Here is an 11,359-nt window from a genome sequence, read left to right as displayed (position 1 = left end):
TCCTTGAACCAGGCGTAATACAACGGGGTCAGGGTGCTGTGGCGATCAACGCCGAGCCAACGTATTGCCAGTCTTCATTCATCAAGGTGGCATGCAGGTCGGCCGCCTTGAGCAAGGCGCTGGCGGAGAGGCCGGTGAGCCTGACGGCCTCATGGCAACGCAGGAGCCAGTCCAGGTCGGCCAGGGTCTTCACCTGTTTGGCAGGCAGGTATTCAACGAGCAGGTTGATTTCATCCACATCCCACTTGAGCAACGCGGCCAGTCGCGCGGTGCACGCCCCATCGTCTGCCACGGTGGAGCCCTCAACGGAGGGTGAATTGGCGCACTGCAAATAGGCGAGCACGCTGTCTTGGGCCAGCCCGTAGGTGTTGAGGCAGTGGGCAAAGCGTTGCAGCAGGTACAGCGTGTTCAGCGTCAGTTTGGGCAGCGAGTTCGCTGTGTAGTCTGTACTCAGCCAATGTGGATGAAACACGAAGGCCTGCAACGCCTCACGGCTCACCGCCAGCCCCAAGGACACTTCGGCATCCGGCAGGCTCAGCAGCACATTTTTGTGCAGTTCCGTGGTGGAGTCGGCTGTGGCCGTGCGGGCAATTTGCCGAACCACGAGTTTGCGCCATTGCAGGTACGCGGCCGGGTCGCCAGCAAGGTGTGCGGGGGCGTTGAGCAGCGTGTCGATTTTTTCTTTCAGCGGCTGCATTTGTTGGTAGAACGCGCCCAGCTTCTTGGCCACTGCTTGTTTGGCGTCGTTGCACAGAACCGCGTTGCGTTCGGCGTCCAGGCTCAGGGTCTGGGCTTCGATAAGTTGCACAAGCCCATTGGGCAGTTCTTTGGGCGGCGCGGGCTTGAGCTGCGGTTGGCTGTGCAGCAGCCCTTGTACGATGAGGGCATGCCAGGCAATGGGCGCGGCCTTGGTGTCGGGCTCGGGTTGGGGCAATGACAGGTCAGCGAGGTCTTCCTGCGCCAGCAGGCCATGCCGGGTCAGTTCGATCAACTCATCGAGTTGGGTGATGTACGTTTGCACGTGGGGTGGTGGGGATTGGGTATCCAATAGCAATTGGCGGCGAAGCTGATCAACCGTTTGCCCCGTGTCGTTGAGCCAGGTGACCAGCCAGTCCATTTGCATCAGCACATCGAGCAGGTCGGCCGGGGCATTGACGCCCGAGCGACGCAGGCTCGGGTTGACCAGTTGGGCGGTGTACTCCTTACCGCCCAGCAGCGCCGCCACCTGGTAGCTGTCGAGCACCGACAGCCCGAACAAATGCGCGATCCGGGCTTGGCGATACAGCGCGCTATAAAACGTCAGTGTCGGGCAAGAGGCGGGTAGATGCAGGCGGGCCTGCTTGATCAGCCAGTGCAGTGAGTCGGGGGTATCGCTCAGGTGCAGGCCGGCGCAGAGCGGGTGGCGCAGGGTTGTCGGGATTTCCTCCTTCAACGCCAGGGTCGGCCTGTCCAGCGTCAATGCCTGGCCTGGCAACGGGCCGGGGTTGAACACCTCGTCGTACAGCGACAGGCGAGTGCCGGGTGCCCACACCGGTATTTCATCCAGCACGGCCGCAAAGGCTTGCAATGACAGGCCGTAACGGCGTTCCAGATAGCGATAGACGCCCAGTGCCCGCAGGGTGTTGTCGTTGGCGGGCCGCGTCGGGTCACCCTCGTGTTCACGGCGCACGACGCTCGTTAGCAGGGCGTCGAGCGCGTCAAAGGGCAACTGCGTCCAGCGTTGCAGGCGGACCATTCGCTGCAGGCGCTGGTAACGTTCCCGTGAGGTATTGTGCAGACGGGCGCCACCCTTGTCCTGCACAGCGATCGACAGGGGCGACTGGGACGCGTCGGCCTCGGTGATCGGCCCGTTCACGTACGCGGCACCGTTGTGCAGGCGCAGCTTGGCCGGCGGTGTTGGCAGGGCGCTTGCCAAGACGTGGCCCGACAGCACCGGCACGTACTTGCCACAGGCCAGTAGCGCTTCGGTTTGATCGGCGGTGAGTCCGGTTTTTTGCAACCAGTGGGCCAACGCCTCAAGGGGCTGCTCCTGGCTACCATAGTGCTGGGTAAAAAAATCCTCTATCTGTACGTCTTCCGTGCTTTTTATAAAGGGTTCCGTCAATAACACCTGCTGGGCAGGGCTCAGCCCGGACAGCAAACGTTGCGCTTCATAGGCCTCATGCCTGACCACGCCGTAAGTGTTTTGCGCACGCTGGCTGGTGGGCAGCTTGAGGCTGATGCGGTAACTGAGTTCGCCCAACTGTGGCTTGTCGCCGGACAAACCGAGCCAGCACTGGCGATGCGCACGTTCGAACGGCAGCACGAAGGGAAAGCGTTGCTTGCCGAGCACCTCATCAAGGGAACGGCCACGGTATTCACGGCGGGTGTGTTTGAGGTGAGCGTCGATCTGGCGTGACAGGGTTTCGTTGATAATCGACAGTTGCGCAATCACAGCGCTGAGGCTGCGTTCGTCCAGGGGCAGTGTCTTGAGTTCGGGGCGGCGCTGGTCCAGGGTGATCTTGTTGTGTTTGCCTTTGCCGTTTTTTTCCAGCGCCTGGGCAAACAGGTATAACGCCTTCAGGTAGGCGATCGGGGAGTCGATCGCGGCCATGGAAGAGGGCGCACACAGCAGGTGCCAGTCCTCTTTGAACAGGTGGGTATAGGTGGGGGAACGCGCGTCCATTGTGATGAATCTCCTGAAAGCCCGCGGCCACTGCCGAGGGCCATGGCACGCTAGCATGGGGCGCCAGGCCGGCTCGGTCGGCCGGATCGCTCAGTGAGCGAGGAGAAATCATCGGGGTAAATCGATAGCGCGACAGAGCCTGTGGGTCACTGTCGCGCGAACCTTGCGGCGAGGAGGTAGCCGTTACGCGGCCAGAGGTTTTTTCACCATGGCTTTTTTATGCGCGGCCTTCATCGCTTCCATCTCGGCGCCCAGTTCTTCGAGAAGCGCTTTGCCCAGCAGCTTTTTAGCCTGGGGGAACATCTCGGTTTCTTCTTCTTCGATATGGTGCTCAAGCAGTTCCTTGACCACTTTGACGCGACCGGAAAACTCGGTGGACGATGGGTCGGTTTTCTTCAAGTCCGGCAGTACCAGCGAGTCGACGGTACGGTGCTCCTCCTTGGCTTCGTGGTACATGATGTCCTGCTCCTTGCCCCCGGCTTTTCTGAACGCGGGGTAGAGGATCTCTTCTTCAAGCTGGGTGTGCAGGGTGATTTCCATTTCGAGTTTTGCCAGCAACTCGGTACGTTTTTTTACCCCGCGTTCAGTGGATTCGCTCAACTGGGTCAGCAGGGTCTTGACGCGTTCATGGTCGGCTTTGAGAAGGTCGATGGCATTCATAGGTAACCTCACGGAGGGTATGCGGGCGTGTCGAAGCGCACGCCTCGTGGTGAGGGGTGTTGCATCAGGCGTACCAACTTTCATGATATAAAAATGCTTTTAAAATCAATTGATTGAGTTTGCTTATGCGCTTTGCTGTCGTGCAGCTTGCATGGTCGAGTTGCCGCGACATTGCACAACGCCCAACCGCCGCTGACGCTCCAGCGCAACGGCGCAGGCCTTAAAGCGTGGCTTGAAAATCTAATGGAACCCTTGACGCATCTGCTTGACCTAACGCTTAGACTTCAGGAGGTGAATCATGCAAATAGAATATATCTGGATCGTATTGGCGGTGATTCTGCTGCTCTTGGAACTCTGGGCGATCAATATCGTTTTGCGCAGCACGGGCGGATGGGAGACCAAGGGGTTGTGGGTGGTGGTGCTGGTGTTCGTGCCGCTGCTGGGGCTGATTGCGTGGGCGATGTTCGGGCCCAAGCGTGAGATGGCGCAGCAGCGTAAGAGCTGAAGCGGTGAGTGATAAAAAACAGGCGCCCATGGGGCGCCTGTTTTCATTGCGGTCAACCGATCAACCGCCGACGGCGTTGGCAATCGCCTGATTGAACGCCGGTAGATCGTCCGGCGTGCGCGAGGTGATCAAGGTCCAGCCATTGGCTTGGCACTTTTTAACCTCGGCATCCACCACGCTGGCAGCGCCGGCGTTTTCAAGGTCGATGCGCACGCTTTTATAGGCGGTCAGGGTTTTGCCCTTGACCACCCCGGCGTCGATCAGCGTCCATGGCCCGTGGCAGATCGCCGCGATGGTCTTGCCGGCCTGCACGAATTCATTGATCAAGCGCAGCGCGGCGGTATCCTGGCGCAGTGTATCGGCATTCACCGTGCCGCCCGGGATGACCAGCGCATCGAAGTCGGCGCCAACCACATCCGACAGCTGCACGTCAGATTCCACGGTCTGGTCTTTTTCCGTGTCACCGACAAATGTCTGGGTGGTGCCGCCTTTGCTGGAGGCGTGCGTCACGGTCGCGCCGTAGCCACGCAGTGTCTCCAGCGGCTTGAGCAGCTCGTCGCGCTCAATGCCTGTGTTGGAGGTGATGACGAGGATGTGCTTGCCGTTGAGTTGCGAGCTCATGGTCGAGTGTCTCCTTGGGTCATGGATGGATTAATGGGCGTATTTGCTTTGCAGTTCCTTGGCCATTTTCAGGTGGGCTTCAAGGGTGGGCAGGGTCTTGGTGGCGAAGGCTTTCAGCTCGGGATTGTCCGAGGAGGCCGCTTCTTTCTTGAACAGTTCGACGGTTTTTTCATGGGCCGCTACCTGGTTGTTGGCGTAGGCCTTGTCGAACGATTCATCGCGCATTTCCAGAATGGCTTTCTTCGCCTGGTCGGTAAGCGCGGCGTCATCGGGGACTTCGATATCGAGTTTGTTCGCCAGGGCCATCAGTTCCTGATTGGCCTTGGTGTGGTCGGTAACCATATGCTGGGCAAAGGTCTTCACGTCCGCCGAGCTGCTTTTTTCAAGGGCCAGTTTGCCCGCTTCCACCTCGGTGATACCGCCCTCGGCGGCATTGTCCACAAAGTCGTTGGAGGTCGCCGCCATCGCGGTGGACATCGAGCCTGCGATCAGCATGAAGGTAAGGCCCATCGGTTTCATCAGTCGAGTTTTCATGGTGTCTCTCCTTGGAAATGGCGGGATGCCGTTACCTGACTGTTGAATGGAGAGGGGCGTAAAAGGTTTAAAATTTTTTGCGCTTTTTTGCCCAGTGGTGAGGGAGGGCAATTGACTTGAACCAATCCGGATTCGCAGGGTTCTGCTGCACAGGGCCGTCATCTCTGCGGCCCGCCATTGCCAGGAGGATTGCACTGTGACCGTTCATAAGACTACCGATAAAACCCCCGACCCCATCAGCTCTGAAGACGCGCAAAAAGGTAACGCCGAGGCCACCAAAGGGCAGACGCTTGAACCTGCGAATCCCAAGACCGAAACCATCGACAAAGTCGTGACGCCGACCTCGATCAAGGACATTGAACGGCAAACGGATGCAATCAATGAGAAGCTCAACAACGGGCGTTGAACCTGCTGAGTTGATCGGTGGCGAGGGAGCTTGCTCCCGTGGCGGCCTGAAAGCTGCCACTGCTGCTTTTTTATAAATAAATATAATAATTAGCTTAGATTAAAATGTGCTTTTTATTATTTATGACCATCCCCTAGTCTTGCCTGCAAGCCCCCTTAGGCCATCCAGGAAGATTTGCCATGAGCAGCGTCACGCCGATTTCCAGTGTTTCCAGCAATGTGCGCCAACGGGTCACACCGCAAGAGTGGGAGGTGCGGGTCAAGCTGGCCGCGGCCTACCGACTGGCGGCGTTGTACAAGTGGACCGATCATATCTACACGCATTTCTCGGCGCGGGTGCCAGGGCCCGAGGCGCATTTCCTGATCAATGCTTTCGGGCTGTTGTTCGACGAAATCAGCGCTTCCAACCTGGTCAAAGTCGATCTGGACGGCACCATCGTCGATGACCCCACGGGCCTTGGGATCAACTACGCCGGCTATGTGATCCATAGCGCCATCCACGGCGCACGCCATGACTTGCAAGCGGTGCTGCATACCCACACCCGCGATGGTATAGCGGTGTCGGCGCAGAAGCAGGGGTTGTTGCCGATCTCACAGCACGCTATCGCGTTCTCGGGGCGTGTGGCTTACCACGGCTACGAGGGCGTGGCCCTGGACCTGGATGAGCGTGAACGGCTGGTGGCGGATCTGGGCGACAAGAGTGTGATGATCCTGCGTAACCACGGCTTGTTGACGGGCGGCGTCAGCGTCGAGCATGCCTTCCAGCAATTACAAAGCCTGGAGCGGGCCTGCAATATCCAGATTGCGGCACAGGCGGCGGGGAACGCCGAGTTGATCTTCCCACCGGCAGAGGTGGTGGCCAAGGTTGAGCAGCAGGCCAAGGTATTCAGCAACGGTGAAGGCCCAGGCGTAGCGCGGCATTGGAATGCGCTGGTGCGCCAGCTTGAGCGAACAGATACCGACTACAAGAATTGAATTGGATTGTTCCCACGCTCCGCGTGGTAACACAGCCCAGGACGCTCTGCGTCCCTAAGCGTGACGCGGAGCGGCACACGAGGCATTCCCACGCAGAGCGTGGGAACGATCAACCTTAACAGCCTCGCGCATCGCAATGCTGGGTTGCGCTGCCGGGTTCGGCGCGCCCGTGCGGTCCGCCAGGTAACGCGCCGGCGGTTGGCCCATGGCCTTGCGGAACATGGTGATAAACCCGCTGGCATTTTCATAACCCAGGTCCAGCGCCACGCTCTGCACACTCTCGCCGTTGGCCAGGCGTTGCAGTGAAAGGATCACATGCAACTGCCGGCGCCAGCGACCGAAGCTCAGGCCGATCTCTTCCAGCAGCAGTCGGGTCATGCTGCGTTCGCTCATGCCGATGCGCACGGCCCATTCGCCCAAGGTGGATTTGTCGCCAGGGTTGGCCAATAGGCTGTTGGCCAGCCGATGCAAGCGAGGGTCTTGGGGCATGGGCAAATGCAGGGCTTCGATGGGGGCCTGGGCCAACTCGTCGAGTAACGTCGCTACCAGCCGGCCCTGGGCGCCGTCTTCGTCGTAGAGCTGCGGGAAACTCACCGCCTTGCCGATCAATTCGTGCAGCAATGCAGACACCGACAGCGTGCAACATTGCCGGGGCAGGGCGCTGGCAGCGTCCGGGTTGATCAACAGGCAATACACGTCCGCTTCGCCAGCGCCACGGGCCGCGTGGGTTACACCGCCGGGAATCCACAACGCGCATTGCGGCGGCACGATCCAGATACCCGCCTCGATCACACAATGCACCACGCCGCGCAAGGTATAGATCAACTGCCCGTGTTGATGGTGGTGAGGGGTATGTTCCCAGCGTTCGGAGGTACTCGAGGCGCCCACGGCCACTATCGAGCGAGGGATGGCGGCGGCGTCGCGAACCCGGCAGGGGTCGTACTGGTCGAGGCGGTGATGAACCATGATGGGAACTGCCTTGGCTGGATTGCGAAATATTCTGGCTATTCTGTGCAATGCTGTCCAGCATCCCGCGCTCTATGATGAGAACCAATCTCATCAAAGGAGCTTTGCCATGCGACTCGACAGTTCAACTTTCCCCGTGGTGAAAATCTTTTTCGACGCGCCTGGCGACGGCGGGCCGGAAGACGCCTTACTGACCTTCGAACATTTGTTGGCCCGTGAGCAGCCCTTCTTGCTGCTGCACGAAAAAGCCGTGGATGAAAACAATCACGAACACGCCCACGAAGAGCGCAAGCGCGCCTCTATCTGGATGAAGAAAAACAAAGCGGCCTTGCGCGCCTACGTCAAAGGCATGATCCAGGTGGAGCCCTGCGCCGCCAAGCGCCTGGCTCTCAAGCCCTTCGCCGTGACGTTCGGCAAGGCCTGGGGCTACCCGCTGCTGGTGGTGGAGTCCGAGGACCGCGCCTGGGCGCTGGCCCATGATGTGCTGGACGCAGAGGTGTCGGATGTGGCGCATTTCTAAGCGTGGCCAGAGCTCGACAGTGTCCACAATTGAACTACCTTGATTGACGAGCCTTCCCACTCGGTACTCAAGCATGCGCACGTTATGGACGCGGTATCTGGCATTGCTGGAAAACGATTTGAGCACGCAGATTTTCGACAACGTCAAGAACCTGTTGGTCTGCGCGCTGTTGTTTGCGGCGGGGACCAACGCGCTGGTGGGGCCGCACGATTTGCTGATCGGTCTGTTTGCTTCCAGCGTCGCGGGGTGGGGCTTGATTGTGCTGTCGACGCTTTTGATGTTGTTGAACGTCAGCGACGGCATTCGCCGGCTGGCCAAGTTGCGTTATCACTTGGCGTTGCAACTGTTGTTGATCCTGATCTACGTGGTGGTTGCCGAGCGGGTGGTAGAGATTGTGTGGGTGTTGCGCGCCCACTGAAGTATCCTCCGCGCCTCGTTTATCACTGATTCAAACAAAGATGACAGGACAAGCTATGCAGGCGCTGCTGGAGTCGATCCTCGACGAAGTGCGCCCCTTGATCGGCCTCGGCAAAGTTGCCGATTACATTCCCGCACTGGCCGACGTGCCCGCACACCAACTCGGCATTGCGGTCTACGGCAACGACGGCACGGCCTACTGCGCTGGTGATGCCGACACGCTGTTTTCGGTGCAGAGCATTTCCAAGGTCTTCAGCCTGGTCCAGGCCATCGACCATGGTGGCGAAACCATCTGGGAACGCCTGGGCCATGAGCCCTCGGGGCAGCCGTTCAACTCCATGGTGCAATTGGAGTTCGAGCGTGGCCGCCCGCGTAACCCTTTTATCAACGCTGGCGCGCTGGTGATCTGCGACATCAACCAGTCACGCTTCGCCGTGCCGATTCTGTCGATGCGCGATTTTGTACGGCGCCTGTCGGGCAACCCGCAGATCCTGGTCAACAGCGTGGTGGCCGAATCGGAGGCCCAGCACGGTGCGCGCAATGCGGCCATGGCCTACCTGATGAAGTCGTTCGGTAACTTTCATAACGATGTGGACGCAGTGCTGCACAGCTACTTCAACTATTGCGCCTTGCAGATGAGCTGCCTGGACCTGGCCCGAGCGTTCAGCTTTCTGGCCAACGAAGGCGTGAGTGCCCACAGTGGCGAGCAGGTGCTGACGGCGCGCCAGACCAAGCAAGTGAACTCGATCATGGCCACCAGCGGGCTGTATGACGAGGCGGGCAATTTTGCCTATCGCGTGGGCCTGCCGGGCAAGAGCGGAGTCGGCGGCGGGATTGTTGCGGTGGTGCCGGGACAGTTCACAGTGTGCGTGTGGTCGCCGGAGTTGAACGCAGCAGGCAATTCGCTGGCGGGGATGAAGGCGTTGGAATTGTTGAGTGAGCGGATTGGGTGGTCGGTTTTTTGAGGTCATTCCCGCGGGCATGGGGACGAGCATCGGACTGAAGTCGAATCGGCGCTCAAAACGCAGTGCACCACACTTCATCTCGTTCAGTCCAGGTTGTCATAAATTAGGCGGTCTCTTTCAAGAATTCAGTTTCGATGTCGCCGGTACTGGACGTGCGTTTGGCTGTCCATTTCTCAAAAGAGGGGGAGCCGTTAACGTAATCCGCTTCCCAACGCCACGAACCGCCACTGGTTTCAAACCAGAGCACGGTCTCGTCTCGACCATCTCCGTAAAGGTGATAGTGGCCACTGACGGGCTCCGATATGCTGGTAAGCAAATAATGAAATTCTCCACTGAAGGAACCTGCTGACTCATCGAACTTTTTAATAGCCAGACGGAATACGTTACTGGATCCGCCGTCGTAGTTTCCGGATAGAGAGTAGGTCATGGGCATTTCCTGATAAGTAGCGAGAGAGTAAAGTGATACGCAGTCATACTGCGTGAAAGTTCTCTTACGAGAACCTGTAGGAAATGACAGTTTTTTATAACGTTACTTCATAAGAATCGCCTTCCGGCTCCCTTTACTGAATGCTTGCGTGGCATATTTCAGTGTGTAGATGCCGCTATTCGGTCGGTCCCACGCTCTGCGTGGGAACGATCATTGTAGGAGCGAGCTTGCTCGCGAAAAACTTCCAGGCCCTGCGGTCACCCAGGTTGCACGCGTTATCATGTGAGATCGTTCCCACGCTCTGCGTGGTAACGCATACGGTGACGCTCCGCGTCATCTCTCACAGCGGGACGCAGAGCGTCCGGGCGGCGTTCCCACGCAGAGCGTGGGAACGATCAGGTTGGTAGCAGTGGGTCAGCGGCGGGGCCTGTTGAGACGCGGCACGACCATGCCCACCTCACGCTGATAACGCCGATACCGCTCACCAAACAGCGCCACCAAATCCCGTTCTTCGAAACGGGCGCCGATGAAGAGATACACTGACATCCCCAGCGCAAACAGCAGATGCCCTACGGTCATATGCGGCGTTGCCCAAAAGGCAATCAGGAAGCCCAGGTACAGCGGATGACGCACGACCTTGTAGAGCAGCGGCGTCCGGAATGATGAGATCGTTCCCACGCTCTGCGTGGTAACGCATACTGTGACGCTCCGCGTCATCTCTCACAGCGGGACGCAGAGCGTCCGGGCGGCGTTCCCACGCAGAGCGTGGGAACGATCAGGTTGGTAGCAGTGGGTCAGCGGCGGGGCCTGTTGAGACGCGGCACGACCATGCCCACCTCACGCTGATAACGCCGATACCGCTCACCAAACAGCGCCACCAAATCCCGTTCTTCGAAACGGGCGCCGATGAAGAGATACACCGACATCCCCAGCGCAAACAGCAGATGCCCTACGGTCATATGCGGCGTTGCCCAAAAGGCGATCAGGAAGCCCAGGTACAGCGGATGACGCACGACTTTATAGAGCAGCGGCGTCCTGAATGTCAGGCCTGAGGGTGGGGCGTTGTGCCAGCGATCAATGGCCTGCTTCAGCCCGAACAACTCGAAGTGACTGATCAAGAAAGTTGCCAGCACCACTATGCCCCAGCCCAGCCAGAACAGGCCGGTCAGCAGTGCCTTGGCCCAGGCGGCGTCAACCGCCCAAACGGTGTGCGTAATAGGCCGCCACTGCCAGAACAGCAGCGCGAGCATCAGGCTGGAGAGCAACACATAGGTAGAACGCTCCACCGCTGCCAGGGCGAAGACTGCCATCCAGCGCTTGAAGCGCTTCCGCGCCATGGCGCTGTGCTGGACACCAAACACAACGATCAGTGACGCATTGATCAAGAGTGCCAGCGCCCAGTCGATGCGCGCGCCGGAGTCGATGTGTTTGGGTACGACCACAGCCCCCACGAAGCCCATCATGTACAGCAGGGTGAATAAGAACACCAGGTAGCAGCAGGTGCTATAGACCAGGCTAATCAAACGTGCAGTGAAGTTGTATGAAGGGGGTTGCCGTTTCATGGACGATTCCTTTCGCACATGGTGAATGGGTGAGCCAATCGATGACGGGCTCGCTCAGACTAACGGCATTCCCCTAGGCGGTAACCTGTTGGAATTGACAGTTGTAAGAGTGATTGGCGATTTAATTGACGTTCAAC

General features: G+C 58.9%; 13 protein-coding genes and 1 pseudogene. 6 read left to right on the top strand and 8 right to left on the bottom strand.

The features are described from left to right. Positions 1-28: 28 nt before the first annotated feature. Both V8689_RS15625 and V8689_RS15620 read right to left on the bottom strand, forming a co-directional pair. Positions 29-2,665, bottom strand: coding sequence for a Tc toxin subunit A (locus V8689_RS15625; RefSeq protein WP_056787379.1), 2,637 nt, complete (start codon positions 2,663-2,665; stop codon positions 29-31). Positions 2,666-2,848: 183 nt separating this feature from the next. After that, positions 2,849-3,325: a hemerythrin domain-containing protein gene (locus V8689_RS15620; RefSeq protein ID WP_056787383.1), complete on the bottom strand. Its 477-nt coding sequence runs from the start codon at positions 3,323-3,325 to the stop codon at positions 2,849-2,851. Between the two features lie 298 nt (positions 3,326-3,623). On the opposite strand from V8689_RS15620, the gene V8689_RS15615 reads away from it, so the two are divergent. After that, complete coding sequence (locus tag V8689_RS15615) at positions 3,624-3,830, top strand: hypothetical protein (RefSeq protein WP_032896961.1); 207 nt, start codon at positions 3,624-3,626, stop codon at positions 3,828-3,830. 60 nt (positions 3,831-3,890) lie between these two features. Here V8689_RS15615 and V8689_RS15610 read toward each other — a convergent pair whose 3' ends face one another. Together V8689_RS15610 and V8689_RS15605 are read right to left on the bottom strand one after the other, a co-directional pair. Continuing rightward, complete coding sequence (locus V8689_RS15610; RefSeq protein WP_056787386.1) at positions 3,891-4,451, bottom strand: type 1 glutamine amidotransferase domain-containing protein; 561 nt, start codon at positions 4,449-4,451, stop codon at positions 3,891-3,893. A 30-nt stretch (positions 4,452-4,481) separates the two neighbouring features. Beyond that, a complete protein-coding gene (locus V8689_RS15605; RefSeq protein WP_056787388.1) occupies positions 4,482-4,985 on the bottom strand; it encodes a DUF4142 domain-containing protein in 504 nt (167 codons plus the stop codon). A 196-nt stretch (positions 4,986-5,181) separates the two neighbouring features. On the opposite strand from V8689_RS15605, the gene V8689_RS15600 reads away from it, so the two are divergent. Further along, positions 5,182-5,391 carry a hypothetical protein gene (locus tag V8689_RS15600; protein WP_003191725.1) on the top strand — a complete coding sequence of 70 codons (210 nt, stop codon included), beginning with the start codon at positions 5,182-5,184 and terminating at the stop codon, positions 5,389-5,391. A 179-nt stretch (positions 5,392-5,570) separates the two neighbouring features. Beyond that, positions 5,571-6,365 (top strand): class II aldolase/adducin family protein, encoded by a 795-nt coding sequence (locus V8689_RS15595; RefSeq protein WP_056787390.1) that lies wholly within the window; start codon positions 5,571-5,573, stop codon positions 6,363-6,365. Between the two features lie 54 nt (positions 6,366-6,419). Here the strand turns inward: V8689_RS15595 and V8689_RS15590 are convergent, their stop codons facing one another. Next, positions 6,420-7,331, bottom strand: coding sequence for an AraC family transcriptional regulator (locus V8689_RS15590; RefSeq protein ID WP_056787392.1), 912 nt, complete (start codon positions 7,329-7,331; stop codon positions 6,420-6,422). A 109-nt stretch (positions 7,332-7,440) separates the two neighbouring features. Here V8689_RS15590 and V8689_RS15585 point away from each other — a divergent pair, with 109 nt between their 5' ends. The 3 genes from V8689_RS15585 to glsB all read left to right on the top strand — a co-directional run bounded on the left by V8689_RS15585 (position 7,441) and on the right by glsB (position 9,233). Next, positions 7,441-7,851, top strand: coding sequence for a hypothetical protein (locus V8689_RS15585; protein WP_056787394.1), 411 nt, complete (start codon positions 7,441-7,443; stop codon positions 7,849-7,851). Positions 7,852-7,924: 73 nt separating this feature from the next. Continuing rightward, complete coding sequence (locus V8689_RS15580; RefSeq protein WP_003191720.1) at positions 7,925-8,269, top strand: hypothetical protein; 345 nt, start codon at positions 7,925-7,927, stop codon at positions 8,267-8,269. Between the two features lie 55 nt (positions 8,270-8,324). Then, on the top strand, positions 8,325-9,233 hold the full coding sequence (glsB, locus tag V8689_RS15575) for a glutaminase B (RefSeq protein WP_056787397.1): 909 nt from the start codon (positions 8,325-8,327) through the stop codon (positions 9,231-9,233). A gap of 103 nt (positions 9,234-9,336) precedes the next feature. Here glsB and V8689_RS15570 read toward each other — a convergent pair whose 3' ends face one another. The 3 genes and pseudogenes from V8689_RS15570 to mddA form a co-directional block, all read right to left on the bottom strand. After that, positions 9,337-9,660: a hypothetical protein gene (locus tag V8689_RS15570; RefSeq protein ID WP_056787399.1), complete on the bottom strand. Its 324-nt coding sequence runs from the start codon at positions 9,658-9,660 to the stop codon at positions 9,337-9,339. A 414-nt stretch (positions 9,661-10,074) separates the two neighbouring features. Beyond that, positions 10,075-10,323, bottom strand: a pseudogene (locus tag V8689_RS15565) (methyltransferase family protein); the annotation flags it as partial. Between the two features lie 131 nt (positions 10,324-10,454). Then, entirely contained in the window at positions 10,455-11,222 is a 768-nt protein-coding gene (gene mddA / locus V8689_RS15560) for a methanethiol S-methyltransferase (RefSeq protein ID WP_060765628.1), read from the bottom strand. Positions 11,223-11,359: the final 137 nt, after the last annotated feature.

The organism is Pseudomonas sp. AK181, assembly GCF_051122975.1.
Classification (GTDB): Bacteria; Pseudomonadota; Gammaproteobacteria; order Pseudomonadales; family Pseudomonadaceae; genus Aquipseudomonas; species Aquipseudomonas lactis.
The sequence above is the reverse complement of the archived record's forward strand: the minus strand, read 5'-3'. Positions and strand labels throughout refer to the sequence as shown.

Coding starts and splice junctions, on each gene's coding strand:
- V8689_RS15610 (WP_056787386.1), bottom strand. CDS start 4,451: ATGAGCTCGCAACTCAACGGCAAGCACATCCTCGTCATCACCTCCAAC.
- mddA (WP_060765628.1), bottom strand. CDS start 11,222: ATGAAACGGCAACCCCCTTCATACAACTTCACTGCACGTTTGATTAGC.
- V8689_RS15570 (WP_056787399.1), bottom strand. CDS start 9,660: ATGACCTACTCTCTATCCGGAAACTACGACGGCGGATCCAGTAACGTA.
- V8689_RS15595 (WP_056787390.1), top strand. CDS start 5,571: ATGAGCAGCGTCACGCCGATTTCCAGTGTTTCCAGCAATGTGCGCCAA.
- V8689_RS15580 (WP_003191720.1), top strand. CDS start 7,925: ATGCGCACGTTATGGACGCGGTATCTGGCATTGCTGGAAAACGATTTG.
- V8689_RS15615 (WP_032896961.1), top strand. CDS start 3,624: ATGCAAATAGAATATATCTGGATCGTATTGGCGGTGATTCTGCTGCTC.
- V8689_RS15605 (WP_056787388.1), bottom strand. CDS start 4,985: ATGAAAACTCGACTGATGAAACCGATGGGCCTTACCTTCATGCTGATC.
- glsB (WP_056787397.1), top strand. CDS start 8,325: ATGCAGGCGCTGCTGGAGTCGATCCTCGACGAAGTGCGCCCCTTGATC.
- V8689_RS15590 (WP_056787392.1), bottom strand. CDS start 7,331: ATGGTTCATCACCGCCTCGACCAGTACGACCCCTGCCGGGTTCGCGAC.
- V8689_RS15625 (WP_056787379.1), bottom strand. CDS start 2,665: ATGGACGCGCGTTCCCCCACCTATACCCACCTGTTCAAAGAGGACTGG.
- V8689_RS15620 (WP_056787383.1), bottom strand. CDS start 3,325: ATGAATGCCATCGACCTTCTCAAAGCCGACCATGAACGCGTCAAGACC.
- V8689_RS15585 (WP_056787394.1), top strand. CDS start 7,441: ATGCGACTCGACAGTTCAACTTTCCCCGTGGTGAAAATCTTTTTCGAC.